Raw genomic sequence first — 13,277 nt, forward strand, 5'->3', positions numbered from 1 at the left:
CCTACCGTGGCGGCTGAGCCCCACGGAAGGACTTCCATGACCACTCCAGAGCAGCCCGACGAGGGTCTGGACCCGGCGACCGGCGCCAGCCGCGGCCACTCCGCCCCCCGCCCCGTCCCCCCGCTGACCCCCGCGTCGACCGACGAGACCGAGGTCGCGGGAACCGCGACGCCCGCGCGTCCCGTCGACCCCGACGCGACCTCCGTCGCCCTGCCCCGCAGCGGTGACGGCGACGGTGGGACCACGTCCGCGACGTCGTCGACCTCGGGAACCTCGTCCGAGGAGTCCTCGGCCCCGACCCGCGTCAGCGCGTTCCCGGCCGTCGGCCGCACGCGTCCGGCCCCCGCCGTCGACCGCTCGGACGACGCCACCGCGGCCACGACGACGACCCCGGTCGTCCCGCCGGGCGACAGCACCTCCGGCGAGGCCACCACGAAGCTTCCCGCCACCGACCGACCGGCTCCCCCGGCGCCGTCGGAGACGTCGGAGGCCGAGACGACCCGCGTCGTCCCGCTCGCCGACCCCGAGCAGCTCGCTGGCTCGACGAACGGCCGGCTCAAGGCCGGCACGCGCGAGCCGCTGCCCGACGAGGAGTGGACCGCCGAGCCGACCAAGCGCACCGGTGCTCACATCTGGGGCGTCCTGGGCGTCCTGGTCGCGGCGCCCGTGGCCTGGTTCCTCCTCACCGACGGTGCGCTGCGGACGTACAACGGCCTCCCGCCGGACTCCCCCCTCAACGTGGCGGGGCTCCTCAGCCTCGCGGGCGGCCTGGTCACCCTGGTGATCATCGCGCTGGTCACCCGTGTGACGAGCCTGGGTGCCTGGATCTGGGGCGGGATCATCACGCTCGCCGGTCTCGCGACGCTGATCTTCCCCGTCGCCGTGAACGACTGGCTCACCGGCTCGCGCGACGGGTTCCTCACGCTGCACGAGGGCTTCGGCACGAACCTGTACAACTACCTGACCGACACGAGCCGTTCGGGCCTGCTGCTCGCGTTCGGCATCGTGCTGCTGCTGCTCGCGTTCGTCTCGCACGGCGCCCGTCGCAGCGGACGCTACGAGGGCAGGGTCCGCGCCGAGCGCGACGCCCGCGGCCTGTAGTCACCGCACCCCTCGACGGGGCCCGACCGCTCCGGCGGTCGGGCCCCGTCGCCGTTCCGGACGCCGTCGTCCGATGTCGGTGCCCGTGCGTAGAGTGGCTCGCGTCACAGTCCGCCACCGTCGCCGGAGATGAACCATGACCGAATCCGACAGCTCCCCCGCGCTGGAGAACCTCCTGAACGAGACGCGGACGTTCCCGCCCTCGCCGGACTTCGCCGCCGGCGCCGTCGCGGGTGCGGACACCTACGAGCGCGCCGCCGCCGACCGACTGGGGTTCTGGGCCGACCAGGCGCGCGAGCTCGAGTGGTCGACGCCGTTCACCACCGTCCTGGACGACTCCGCGGCGCCGCGCTACGGCTGGTTCACCGACGGCCGCCTCAACGCCGCGCACAACGCCGTCGACCGCCACGTCGCGGCGGGGCACGGCGACCGGGTCGCCATCCTCTGGGAGGGCGAGGACGGCGAGAGCCGTCGGATCACCTACGCCGAGCTGGCCGACGACGTCGCTCGCGCCGCCAACGCCCTCACCGCCCTGGGCGTCGCCACAGGCGACCGGGTCGCGATCTACCTGCCGATGGTTCCCGAGGCCGTCGTCGCGATGCTCGCGTGCGCCCGGATCGGCGCCCCGCACTCCGTCGTCTTCGGCGGGTTCTCCGCCGAGGCGCTCCACAGCCGCATCCTCGACGCCGAAGCGCGCCTCGTGATCACGGCCGACGGCGGGTACCGGCGCGGTGCCGCGAGCCCGCTCAAGCCCGCCGTCGACGAGGCGCTCGCCAAGGGAGGCACCGCCGTCGAGCACGTTCTGGTCGTGCGCCGCACCGGGGGCGAGGTGACGTGGACCGAGGATCGCGACGTCTGGTGGCACGACGTCGTGCCGCAGGCCTCCGCGGAGCACGAGGCCGTCGCCGTCGACGCCGAGCACCCGCTCTTCATCCTCTACACCTCCGGCACCACCGGGAAGCCGAAGGGGATCTTCCACACCACGGGCGGCTACCTGACCCAGGTCGCGTTCACCCACCGCGCGGTCTTCGACCTGCACCCCGAGACCGACGTCTACTGGTGCACCGCCGACATCGGCTGGGTCACGGGACACAGCTACGTCGTCTACGGACCGCTGCTCAACGGCGCGACGCAGGTGATCTACGAGGGCACCCCCGACACCCCCCACAAGGGCCGCTGGTGGGAGATCGTCGCGAAGTACGGCGTCACGATCCTCTACACCGCCCCGACGGCGATCCGCACCTGCATGAAGTGGGGCTCGGACATCCCGGCCGGCTTCGACCTCAGCTCGCTGCGGGTGCTCGGCAGCGTGGGCGAACCCATCAACCCCGAGGCCTGGATGTGGTACCGCCGGGTGATCGGCGGCGACCGCACGCCGATCGTCGACACGTGGTGGCAGACGGAGACCGGCGCGATCATGATCTCCCCGCTCCCGGGCGTCACCGCGGCCAAGCCGGGATCGGCACAGGTGCCCCTGCCCGGGATCGTGGCGGAGGTGCTCGACGACGCCGGCCGGGCCGTCGGGAACGGACAGGGCGGCTACCTCGCGATCACCGAGCCGTGGCCCGCGATGCTGCGTGGCATCTGGGGCGACGAGCAGCGCTTCGCCGACACCTACTGGTCCCGCTTCCCCGGCATCTACTTCGCCGGCGACGGCGCCAAGAAGGACGGCGACGGCGACATCTGGCTGCTCGGGCGCGTCGACGACGTCATGAACGTCTCCGGCCACCGGCTCTCGACAACGGAGATCGAGTCCGCGCTCGTCTCCCACCCGTGGGTGGCCGAGGCCGCCGTGGTCGGGGCGAGCGACGAGACGACCGGTCAGGCCGTCGTGGCGTTCGTGATCCTGCGTGGCGGCGAGGAGATCACCGACCGTCCGGACGACGACGCCGAGGTCGTCGCCGCGCTGCGGGCGCACGTCGGCCAGGTGATCGGCCCGATCGCGAAGCCCCGGTCGATCCTCGTGGTCGCCGAGCTGCCCAAGACGCGCTCGGGCAAGATCATGCGCCGGCTGCTGCGCGACGTGGCCGAGAAGCGTGACGTCGGCGACGTGACGACGCTCGCGGACTCCGGCGTCATGGGCCTCATCCAGCAGGGCATGGCGAAGCCGACCGAGTAGCGGCGGCTCCATACCGTCACGACCGCCGGTTCGAGCGCCCACCGCGCCCTTGTGGTCGCGACGGCGAGTCGAGCGCGCCCTTGTGGTCGCTCAGCGCCGACATCCGCGACCACAAGGACGCGGTCGGACCGGCGCTACGACCACAAGGGCGCGGTCGGCACGAGCGCCCCCAGGCGCGCGCGACCGAGCTACGCCGTCGCCCTGCCCGCCGGGCTCGAGGCGAGCACCACGCAGCCCGCGAGCGCCACCGTGATCGCGGCCACGAGAGGCACGTCCCAGCCGGGCCGGACGGCGTCGCCGAGCGTCGTGATGCCCACGACGCTCGGCACCACAACCTCGATGAGCGAGACCGTGGCGGCGGCGATCGCCACGCTTCCCTTCGCCAGGGCGCGGATGTTCCCGACCACCCCGACCACGCCGCCCAGCAGGACCACGATCGCGACCGGGTGCAGGATCGCGCCCAGCAGCGTGCCGTCGGTCTCGGCGGCACGCGCCCCGATCGCCACGAGCGAGAACCCGAGCCCGGCCCAGACGGCCATCAGCCACGCGGGCGCCCACCGGTAGGACGCCGCCGTCAGCACGGCCAGCACCACGGCGATGACAATGAGCACGGTGAGGAACGACCCTCCCGGCTTGCGCGGGTCCTCGGGGCCCGCCGCCCCCGCGATCACCACGAGCCCGAGCAGCACGATGCCGGCGCCGACCAGGTCGACCCTCCGCAGCGTCACGCCCGGGAGGAATCGCGGCGCCCCCAGCACGGAGATGACGACGGCGGCCGCGATGACGGTCTGCACGAGGAACAGCGGGGCCCGCTCGTAGGCGAGGAGCGAGATGCCGAAGGCCCCGCCGTCGACCACGAGACCGATGATCACGAGCGGCTGGAGGAACGCCCCCATGCCGTCGGCCTTCCGGCTGCCGGCAGCCTGGACCAGCGTGGCGACGCCGTAGAGGATGCAGGAGACGAGCGCGAGCAGCAGACCGACGATCATCGCCGCGCCTCAGCCCCGGCCGCAGGCACACCACGCGCACCCGCCGCCGTCGTCGTGACCGCTCCGGGCGCGGACCGGTCGTACTCCCGCGCGTGGTCGAAGAACCGCCCCAGCACCGGCACCTCGGTGACCCCCTCGGCGTCGGCCATCACGAGCAGCTGGGTCGCAACGAACTCCGGCGCGTCCAGCATCAGCCAGCGCGAGACCCACTCCGGCCCGTACTTCTCGTTGAAGACCGAGAGCGTCTCCATCTGCGTGCCCTTCGAGAACCGCTGCAGCAACGGCTTCACGAGCTGGTCGAGCCGGTTCTCCGACTCGCCCTTGAGCACCTGGCGCATGACGGCGAAGTTCAGACCCAGCCCGCGCATGCCGTCGACGGGCTCCACACCGGGCGCGTGACCGTCACCGATCGCCGCGATGGTGTGCGCGATCGTGAAGTCGATGAGCCCGTTGGGCAGGCCCTCGACATCCATCCGTCGACGCATCACGTCGAGCGACCAGCCGTTGTAGTGCTGGGCCGGCACCCACTGCACGAACGCGTCCACCCGCCCCTCGGCGTTGCGCGTGATCGACATCCACAGCCCGGTGTCCGCCGGATCGAGCAGCCGCGAGAGCGTCATCGAGAAGCCGCGCTCCCCCTCGCCGCGGCGCGACTCGTCGCTCATCGCCAGGATGGCCTCACGCAGCTCCGGCTCGAGCGTGACGGGGTCGTGGAACGTCGTGGTGTAGCCCGCCTTCTCCACCCGCGTGACAGCGTGCCGCAACGACTTGCGCGAGCCTCCCGCGAGCGTGAACTGCGAGCAGTCGACGACGGCCTCGTCGCCCAGGTAGGCGGCCCGCAGTCCCGAGGCCTCGTAGAACGGCAGCCAGTCCTCCGCCGCGGCGACGATCGAGACCGACCACCCGAACTGCTGCGTGAAGTCGAGGAACTCCGCCCAGACCTCGGCGCGCTCCTCCACGGGGCCGACGGGATCGGGCGAGACCAGGCAGACGCCGCTGCGCGCGGAGTAAGCGATCACCGACCGTCCGGCGAAGAAGAAGTCCTTGTCGTCACGGAGCGCGAAGTAGTCCAGGGTTCCCCCGCCGTGGGCCGCCACGATCGCTCGCGCGCGCTCGCGGTCCCGCAGGTGGTCGGCCGACGTCACGACGGCGGGGCGCCGCGGGGCGAGCAGCGTCCAGCCGAGCTGGGCGAGGAACCCGACGAGGAACAGCACCTCGACCACCCGCACGACCGTGAGCGCCCGCTCGTCCACCACGGTCGACGCGTCGTTCTCCGTCAGGAGGACGAGGACGACGCCGATCACGAGGAGTCCCAGCACGGCGATCCCGACGAATCCGAGCGATCGTCGGATCGTCGCGCGCGAGGCGTGCACGGTGAAGGCCCGGCGCTCCCGGAGCAGCCACACCGCCCCCGCGAGCGGGACGAGGCCGAGGAGCGTCGAGAAGTGGGGCGACACGTGCAGGACGGCGGCCAGCACCAGGACGACGACCGACACGCCCAGGGCAAGCACGTGCCCGTGGCGCAGGCCGCGTGCGGCGCCGAGCAGCAGGATGCCGACGAACAGGAAGGAGACGCGAGCCGATCCGTCCACCAACCACGGCAGGACGTCGTGGAGGAAGGCCAGGTGGCCCCAGATGTGCCGCTGCAGCGCGGAGACCACGGTCAGCACGGCGATCACCGCGGCCACCCGAGCGGCGTTGATCCGCACGCGCTGGTGCCGGTGCCGCTCGTCGGCGGCACGCCCGGCCGCACGCGGCAGGAGGACAGAGCTCGCAGGAGAGGCCGTCACAGTCGCGATCCTAGGGTCCGACCCCCGACCCCGCGCGGCCAACCGGTCTCGCCACCGACAGGGCCCCGGTAGCCTCGTCGTCGTGAGTGTCGATCCCGCCAGGCTCCTCGTCGACGGCCCGTGGTCGCACCTGAACGTCTCCGCCAACGGCGCCCGGTTCCACGTCGCTGTGTGCGACCCCGAGGGGGACGACGTCGTCGGCGCCGAGGCGCCCCTCGTCCTCCTCCTGCACGGCTTCCCCCAGACCTGGTACGCGTGGCGCCACCAGCTGCCCGCCCTGGCCTCCGCCGGCTACCGCGTCGCCGCGATGGACCTGCGCGGCTTCGGCAACTCCGACAAGCCCCCGCGGGGCCACGACGCGGTCTCGCTGGCGCGCGACGTCTCGGGCGTGATCCGCTCGCTCGGCGCGACCGACGCCGTCGTGATCGGCCACGGCTACGGCGCCCAGGTCGCGTGGTCGCTGCCGTCGCTCGCCCCGGCGGTCACCCGCGCGATCGGCGTGCTGTCCTCACCTCACCCGCTCCCGCTGCGGGCCCGCAACGCCCGCGTCGTCCCGGCCGGAACCCTGGCCGCCCTGGCCTTCGCGCAGCTGCCGTGGTTCCCCGAGCGGCGGCTGCGGCGCGACTGGGTGACGCAGGTGCTGCGCGCCTGGGGCGCCCCGGGCTGGGAACCCGACGTCGAGGCGACCGACGCCTACGCGCACGCCATGCGACTGCCCTCGGTGGCGCACCACGTCATGGAGCAGGCCCGGTGGCAGGTTCGCTCCACACCGCGCCCGGAGGGCCAGCGCTTCCTGACCGCGATGCGCGAGCAGATCGCGGTGCCGGTGCTCGGCCTGCACGGTGCAGCCGACCGCTGCCTGCCGAGCCACTCGCGCCGCTACGACGCCCGGCACGTGCAGCACGACTACACCTTCCGGATCGTCCCGGGCGCGGGACACTTCCTTCCCGAGGAGGCGCCCGACGTCGTCACGCGCCACCTGCTGGACTTCCTCGCCGACCTGGGGCCCACCCAGGGCGAGAGCGCGAGCGCGGCGTCAGGTCCCGACGAGGGCTGAGGGGCAGATCGCCGCGAGCGGGCACTCCTCGCACGCGGGCCGCCGGGCGTGGCACGTGCGGCGCCCGTGGAAGATCAGGCGGTGGCACAGCACCACCCAGTCCTGGCGCGGGAACAGGTCGCCGAGGCGTCGCTCGACGCGCACCGGATCGGTCTCGGACGTCCACCCGAAGCGCCGGGCGAGCCGTCCCACGTGGGTGTCCACCGTGATCCCGGGCACGCCGAACGCGTTGCCCAGCACCACGTTGGCCGTCTTGCGTCCGACGCCGGGAAGCGCGACGAGCGCGTCGAGATCGCCGGGGACCACGCCGTCGTGATCGGCCACGAGCGCGGCACCGAGACCGCCGAGCGCCTTCGCCTTGGACCGGAAGAACCCCAGCGGTCGCAGGATCTGCTCGAGCGCCTCGGGGTCGGCGTCGGCGAGCGCGGCCGCCGTCGGGAAGCGGGTGAACAGCTCGGGGTGACCTGGTTGACGCGCACGTCGGTGGTCTGCGCGGACAGGACGGTCGCGACGAGCAGCTCCAGCGGGCTGGTGAAGTCGAGCTCGCAGTGCGCGTCGGGGTAGGTCGCGGCAAGGACGGCGGCGACCTCGGCGGGCGGGGCCGGCTCCGCACCCGGCTCCGCACCCGGTTCGGCGCCGTCGCGGGTCGGGGCGGGGTCTTCGGCGCTCACGTGTGCCACGCTAGCCCGGCCAGCCGCGGCCGGTGCCCGACGGTGGCACACTGGTCAGGAACCAGCAGGAGGTCGAAAAGTGTCAGAGGACGTCGTACGGTCGGTCCCCGTCTTCGCGGACCTTGATGACGAGACGTACGCCGCGGTGCGCGGCGTCATGGTCTCCACCAGCGTTCGCCGGGGTGAGGTCCTGTTCCGCGAGGGCGAACCGGGTGACCGGTTCTGGGTCATCGCCGCCGGCAAGGTCAAGCTGGGCCACGCCGCCCCCGACGGGCGCGAGAGCCTGCTCGCCGTGCTCGGCCCGGGCGAGATCGTCGGCGAGCTCTCGGTCTACGACCCGGGCCCGCGCACCGCGACCGCCACGGTGCTCGCCCCCTCGACCTTCCTCGAGCTGGAGCACTCCAAGTTCCTCGATCTCCTCCAGCTGCATCCGGGCCTCTCGCGCCAGCTCCTGCGCTCGCTCGCGCAGCGCCTGCGCAAGACGAACGCCGCGCTGGCCGACCTCGTCTTCTCGGACGTGCCCGGCCGCGTGGCCAAGGCCCTGCTCGACCTCGCGGCCCGCTTCGGCCGCCCGGTCGGGTCCGGCATCCGCGTGCCGCACGACCTGACGCAGGAGGAGCTCGCGCAGCTCGTCGGCGCCTCGCGCGAGACGGTCAACAAGTCGCTCGCGGAGTTCTCCACCCGCGGCTGGATCCAGCTCGACGGCCGCGCCGTCGTGCTCCTGGACCTCCAGCGGCTGGAGAAGCGCGCCCGCTGACGCGACCCACCCGAACGCGAGAACGGCCGCCCGAGCCTCAGCTCGAGCGGCCGTTTCCGCGTCTCGGGGTGGTGCCCGACGGCGTCAGCGCACCTGCGCGATCAGCTCCACCTCGACCGGGGAGTCGAGCGGCAGCACGGTGACGCCGACGGCGGAGCGCGCGTGCGCCGTGCCGAAGACCTCGCCGAACAGCGTGCTGGCGCCGTTGATCACGAGCGGCTGGCCGCTGAAGGACGGGTCGGAGGCCACGAAGCCCACGACCTTGACGATGCGGACGATGTTGTCGAGACCACCCGTGACGTCGGCGACGGCGGCGAGCGCGTTCAGCGCCGCGACGCGCGCGAGCTCGGCGGCCTCGTCCGGTGCGACGAGCCCCTCGCCGGCGCCGACCTTGCCCGTGGCGAGCAGCTCGCCGGCACGGATCGGGAGCTGGCCGGACGTGTGGACGAGGTCACCGACGCGCACCGCGGGGATGTAGGCGGCGACGGGGGTGGCGACCGGGGGCAGCTCGAGGCCGAGCGCGGCCAGCCGGCTCGACGGCGAACCGTCGGCGGCGACGTCGCTCATCGCTCGCCCGACGGGCGCTTGAGGTAGGCCACGAGGCCGTTGCCGCCGGGGCCGGGGACGACCTGGACGAGCTCCCACCCGTCGGCGCCCCACTGGTCGAGGATCTGCTTCGTGCTGTGCACGATGAGCGGGATGGTCGAGTACTCCCAGGTAGTCATGGGGGAATGCTACGCGCGACGGCGGTCCGCGGCCGGGGTGGCCGCACCCACCGAGAGCCGGCGCTCGGTGGCGAACCGCTCCCGCAGCACCGGGTCGATCGCGAGCCGTTCGCGCCACTCCTCGGGCCCGACCTCACGCTCCCGACGCATCGCCCGGCGCTCCCGCTCGGTGAGGCCGCCCCAGACGCCGAAGGCGATCTCCTGCTCGAACGCCTCGACGAGGCAGTCCAGGCGCACCGGGCACGCGAAGCACACCTCTCGGGCGTCCCGCTGCGCGGCTCCCTGCACGAACATGGCGTCGGGGTCCTGCGCCGCTCGGCCGCCGCACGCCGCTCGCACGGCCCAGCTCTCGTCCTGCCTGGTGACGGGCACGATCCTCACCTCCGTCCGTCGTGCTGACTGCACTCCTCGAGCGTGCCCCGGCGAGGCGACCAGGACCCGGGACCTACGTCCCGCGCCGATCACCACAGGATCACCACACGCCCTGGCCCCCGGCCTCACAACCGGCGCGGGGCCGCGCCGTAGTCTGGGGCAATGCCGTCTGCTTCGCGCGCGCCCCGCGCACCTCGCCACTCCGTGAACGTCTTCCAGGCGGTCGCGCTCCTCATGGCGTTCCTCCTGGTCGCCGTCGTCGGTGGTGTGCTCACCGCCGGTCTCCTGATGCCCGCCGTCGCCGCCGTCGGCACGACCTCGGGCGCGGCCCAGCAGCTGTTCGACGACCTCCCCACGGAGCTGCAGATCGAACCGCCGTCGGAGCAGTCCCAGCTCCTCGCGTCCGACGGGACGCACCTGGCCACGTTCTACGCGGAGAACCGCACCGTCGTGCCCCTGGACCAGATCGACCAGAACATGCGCAACGCGGTGATCGCCACGGAGGACCAGCGCTTCTACACCCACGGCGGCGTCGACCCCGAGGGTCTCGTGCGCGCGGTGATGCGCACGCTGAGCGGCGACACGCAGGGTGCCTCGACGCTCACGCAGCAGTACGTCAAGAACGTCCTCATCGAGAAGGGCCTCGTCTCGGGCGACGCCGAGGCGATCGACGCGGCCAAGGAGGCCGACGGCGCCGAGGGCATCAGCCGCAAGCTGCGCGAGATGAAGCTCGCGATCTCGCTGGAGAAGGTCTACGACAAGGACCAGATCCTCGAGGGCTACCTCAACATCGCGCAGTTCAGCGTCTCCGCCTACGGCGTCGAGGCCGCCTCCCAGTACTACTTCGGCCACCCCGCCGCCGAGATGACGCCGGCCGAGGCCGCGCTGGTGGCCGGCGTGACGAAGAGCCCCGGTCTGTACGACCCGGTCCGCGGCGCCGGCGACAACTACCGCGAGGCCACGAACCGTCGCGACACCGTGCTCATGCAGATGCGCGACCAGGGCTACATCACGCCGGAGGAGCACGACGTCGCCGTCGCGACCCCCGTGGCCGAGATGGTCGCCAACGCGAGGCTGCAGCCGGTCGGCTGCTCCACCGCAGGCATCAGCGCGTACTTCTGCGAGTACGTCACCAAGGTGCTGCTGCAGGACGGCTACCTCGGCGAGGACCAGGCCGCGGCCCGCAACGCGCTGCGTCGCGGTGGTTACACCATCACGACGACCATCGACCTCACCAAGCAGCAGCAGGCCTACGACTCGCTCACCGCCGAGGTGCCGGAGAACGACCCGTCCTACAACTCCAAGCGCGAGGGCGTCGTCGGCATCTCCGGCGCGATCAGCACCGTGGTGCCGGGCTCGGGCGACGTCGTCGCGATGGTCCAGAACACCACGTACGGCGAGAAGACCCCCGAGAACCCCCGCGCGACGACGCTGAACTTCAACGTCGACCGCGCCTACGGCGGCGGCGACGGCTTCCAGACGGGGTCGACCTTCAAGGCGTTCGTGCTCGCGCAGTGGCTGATCGACGGCAAGTCGCTGACCCAGACGGTCGACGCCTCCAACGGCCAGCGGTTCACCAACCGCGACTGGAACATCTCCTGCTCCCCCGAGTCCGTTCCCGCGCTCTACGAGCCGAAGAACCTCGAGCCCGGCGGCGGGCAGATGAGCGTCCTCAAGGCCACCGAGGGGTCGGTCAACACGGCGTTCGTCCGCATGGCCTCGCAGATGGACCTGTGCGGGCTGCGCGACACGACCTCCAAGATGGGCGTGCACGTCGGCACCGGCACGATCGACCCGACGCTGCTGCCCGAGGGAAGCTACGCGCGGGCCCTCTACGAGGCCCAGGCCGGGGCCGACATCCTGGCCACGCCGTCGATGGCGCTCGGCTCGAACACCATCGCCCCCCTGACCATGAACGCGGCCTTCGCCACCTTCGCGGCCAACGGCGTCTACTGCGAGCCGCGCTCGATCCTGAAGATCACCGATCGTGACGGCAACGAGATCCCCGTCAAGGGCCCGCAGTGCCAGCAGGCGCTCGACCCGACCATCGCGGCCGGCGTCAACTACGCGCTGGAGAACGTGGTCCAGAACGGGACGGCGACGGCGGCCCGCATCGGCCGCCCCGCCGCCGGCAAGACCGGGACGGCGAACGAGGACTACCACGCGTGGTTCATCGGCTACACGCCGCAGCTGTCCACCGCGGTCTGGATGGGTCACAGCGAGGGCGACATCGCGATGGTCCGCACGACGCTCAACGGGCGCTACCACGCCCAGATCTACGGTGGCCGGATCCCCGCACCGATCTGGGGCAACTACATGGCCAAGGCGACCGAGGGCATGGAGGTCCAGGACTTCCCGCAGGCCGAGGAGCGCCAGATCTACGGAGACCGTGTCGCGGTCCCCCGCGTGGTCGGCCAGTCGGTCAACGGCGGGACGGCGACCCTGCGCAACTCCGGCTTCCAGGTCGTCGTCGGCGAGGGGCGCTACAGCGCCACCGTCGGGGTCGGCGCGATCGCCGAGGCCTCTCCCGGCTCGGGCGCCCGCGTGAGCCCCGGCGCCACGGTGACGATCTACCCGAGCCTCGGCCCGGAGCCGGCGCCGCCGGCCCCGCCGGTCGACCCCAACGCTCCGGTCGACCCGAACGCACCCGCCCAGCCGGGCCAGCCGGGCCAGCCGGAGCCTCCGGGCGGAGGGAACAACTGACCAGGCCCAGCGGCCCCCGCCTCCTGCAGGCGGGGGCCGCCCTGGTCGCGGCGGGCGCCGCCGGAGCCCTGTGGGCGACGGCGGAGGCGCGCGCCTACACGGTGCGCGAGGCCCGCGTGCCCGTGCTCCCCGCCGGCAGCTCGCCGCTGCGGATCCTGCACATCTCCGACCTGCACCTGACGCCGTCGCAGAGGGACAAGGTCGCGTTCGTGCGGGACCTCGCGACGCTGCGGCCGGACGTCGTCGTCGACACCGGTGACAACATGGCGCACCGCGACTCGCTCGCTCCGCTCCTGGATGCGCTGGAGCCGCTGCTGACGATCCCGGGCGCGTTCGTGATGGGGTCCAACGACTACTTCGCGCCGATGGCCAAGAGCTGGACGCGCTACCTGCGCAAGGACCCGCGCGACGCCGACCGCACCACCCCCGCCGAGCGCGAGGCGGAGCCGAGCAACCTGCTGCCCGCCCGGGAGCTCGCGTGGGCCATGACCAACGCCGGCTGGAAGGACCTGACCAACCGGCGCGACGCCGTCGTCGTCGGGGACCACCACCTCGACCTCGTCGGCGTGGACGACCCGCACCTGGACCGCGACGAGATGCCGGGACTCGCGCCGATCCCCCGCGGGGCGCTGCGCATCGGCGTCGCCCACGCGCCCTACCTCCGCGTGCTCGACCGGATGAAGGTGGACGGCGCCGCCCTCGTGCTCGCCGGTCACACGCACGGCGGGCAGCTGTGCCTGCCGGGCTACGGGGCGCTCGTGACCAACTGCGATCTCGACCGTGGCCGCGCGAAGGGTCTGCACGGCTGGCCGGGCGCCCGCCCGGACGAGGCGGGTGGCGAGGACTCGCTGTGGCTGCACGTCAGCGCGGGCCTCGGGACCTCGCCGTTCGCGCCGGTGCGGTTCGCCTGCCGGCCGGAGGCGACCCTGCTGGAGCTGGTGGCCGCGCCCGGCTGAAGGACTGCTCGCGGGCCGTCGACGGGCCGTCCGGGCC

11 protein-coding genes and 1 pseudogene are annotated in these 13,277 nt (G+C 73.0%); 6 read left to right on the forward strand and 6 right to left on the reverse strand.

What is annotated here, in order from left to right:
* Positions 1 to 36 precede the first annotated feature (36 nt).
* The gene (locus C8046_RS08665; RefSeq protein WP_109229092.1) at positions 37 to 1,101 is read left to right on the forward strand and encodes a hypothetical protein; all 1,065 of its coding nucleotides are present in this window, start codon (positions 37 to 39) and stop codon (positions 1,099 to 1,101) included.
* A gap of 136 nt (positions 1,102 to 1,237) precedes the next feature.
* Positions 1,238 to 3,220 (forward strand): acetate--CoA ligase, encoded by a 1,983-nt coding sequence (gene acs, locus C8046_RS08670; RefSeq protein ID WP_109229093.1) that lies wholly within the window; start codon positions 1,238 to 1,240, stop codon positions 3,218 to 3,220.
* 188 nt (positions 3,221 to 3,408) lie between these two features.
* On the opposite strand, the gene C8046_RS08675 is transcribed toward acs, so the two are convergent.
* Both C8046_RS08675 and C8046_RS08680 read right to left on the reverse strand, forming a co-directional pair.
* Positions 3,409 to 4,209, reverse strand: coding sequence for a hypothetical protein (locus C8046_RS08675; RefSeq protein WP_109229094.1), 801 nt, complete (start codon positions 4,207 to 4,209; stop codon positions 3,409 to 3,411).
* The gene (locus C8046_RS08680; protein ID WP_146197109.1) at positions 4,206 to 5,999 is read right to left on the reverse strand and encodes a bifunctional lysylphosphatidylglycerol flippase/synthetase MprF; all 1,794 of its coding nucleotides are present in this window, start codon (positions 5,997 to 5,999) and stop codon (positions 4,206 to 4,208) included. The genes C8046_RS08675 and C8046_RS08680 overlap by 4 nt, the downstream gene beginning before the upstream one ends.
* An 82-nt stretch (positions 6,000 to 6,081) precedes the next feature.
* Here C8046_RS08680 and C8046_RS08685 point away from each other — a divergent pair, with 82 nt between their 5' ends.
* On the forward strand, positions 6,082 to 7,056 hold the full coding sequence (locus tag C8046_RS08685) for an alpha/beta fold hydrolase (protein WP_109229096.1): 975 nt from the start codon (positions 6,082 to 6,084) through the stop codon (positions 7,054 to 7,056).
* Here C8046_RS08685 and nth read toward each other — a convergent pair.
* A pseudogene (gene nth / locus C8046_RS08690) lies at positions 7,036 to 7,727 on the reverse strand (endonuclease III). The gene C8046_RS08685 and the pseudogene nth sit on opposite strands and share 21 nt — an antisense overlap.
* 79 nt (positions 7,728 to 7,806) lie before the next feature.
* Between nth and C8046_RS08695 the strand changes: the two are divergent.
* Positions 7,807 to 8,484: a Crp/Fnr family transcriptional regulator gene (locus C8046_RS08695; protein ID WP_199224426.1), complete on the forward strand. Its 678-nt coding sequence runs from the start codon at positions 7,807 to 7,809 to the stop codon at positions 8,482 to 8,484.
* 84 nt (positions 8,485 to 8,568) lie between these two features.
* Here the strand turns inward: C8046_RS08695 and C8046_RS08700 are convergent, their stop codons facing one another.
* The 3 genes from C8046_RS08700 to C8046_RS08710 are packed head-to-tail and all read right to left on the reverse strand — an operon-like array spanning position 8,569 to position 9,581.
* Positions 8,569 to 9,051 carry a RidA family protein gene (locus C8046_RS08700; RefSeq protein WP_109229097.1) on the reverse strand — a complete coding sequence of 161 codons (483 nt, stop codon included), beginning with the start codon at positions 9,049 to 9,051 and terminating at the stop codon, positions 8,569 to 8,571.
* On the reverse strand, positions 9,048 to 9,209 hold the full coding sequence (locus C8046_RS08705) for a DUF4177 domain-containing protein (RefSeq protein ID WP_109229098.1): 162 nt from the start codon (positions 9,207 to 9,209) through the stop codon (positions 9,048 to 9,050). Before C8046_RS08705 ends, C8046_RS08700 begins: the two co-directional genes overlap by 4 nt.
* Positions 9,210 to 9,218: 9 nt before the next feature.
* Entirely contained in the window at positions 9,219 to 9,581 is a 363-nt protein-coding gene (locus C8046_RS08710) for a WhiB family transcriptional regulator (RefSeq protein WP_109230845.1), read from the reverse strand.
* 162 nt (positions 9,582 to 9,743) lie between these two features.
* Between C8046_RS08710 and C8046_RS08715 the strand changes: the two genes are divergently transcribed.
* Both C8046_RS08715 and C8046_RS08720 read left to right on the forward strand, forming a co-directional pair.
* Positions 9,744 to 12,284: a penicillin-binding protein gene (locus tag C8046_RS08715; protein WP_109229099.1), complete on the forward strand. Its 2,541-nt coding sequence runs from the start codon at positions 9,744 to 9,746 to the stop codon at positions 12,282 to 12,284.
* A complete protein-coding gene (locus tag C8046_RS08720) occupies positions 12,281 to 13,240 on the forward strand; it encodes a metallophosphoesterase (protein ID WP_109230846.1) in 960 nt (319 codons plus the stop codon). Before C8046_RS08715 ends, C8046_RS08720 begins: the two co-directional genes overlap by 4 nt.
* The last annotated feature ends 37 nt before the right edge of the window (positions 13,241 to 13,277 follow it).

Origin of the sequence: Serinibacter arcticus (assembly GCF_003121705.1) — a bacterium.
GTDB lineage: Bacteria > Actinomycetota > Actinomycetes > Actinomycetales > Beutenbergiaceae > Litorihabitans.

Excerpts from the sequence above, each read along its gene's own strand:
- C8046_RS08705 (WP_109229098.1), bottom strand. The coding sequence starts at position 9,209 with ATGACTACCTGGGAGTACTCGACCATCCCGCTCATCGTGCACAGCACG.
- C8046_RS08675 (WP_109229094.1), bottom strand. The coding sequence starts at position 4,209 with ATGATCGTCGGTCTGCTGCTCGCGCTCGTCTCCTGCATCCTCTACGGC.
- C8046_RS08700 (WP_109229097.1), bottom strand. The coding sequence starts at position 9,051 with ATGAGCGACGTCGCCGCCGACGGTTCGCCGTCGAGCCGGCTGGCCGCG.
- C8046_RS08715 (WP_109229099.1), top strand. The coding sequence starts at position 9,744 with ATGCCGTCTGCTTCGCGCGCGCCCCGCGCACCTCGCCACTCCGTGAAC.
- C8046_RS08665 (WP_109229092.1), top strand. The coding sequence starts at position 37 with ATGACCACTCCAGAGCAGCCCGACGAGGGTCTGGACCCGGCGACCGGC.
- acs (WP_109229093.1), top strand. The coding sequence starts at position 1,238 with ATGACCGAATCCGACAGCTCCCCCGCGCTGGAGAACCTCCTGAACGAG.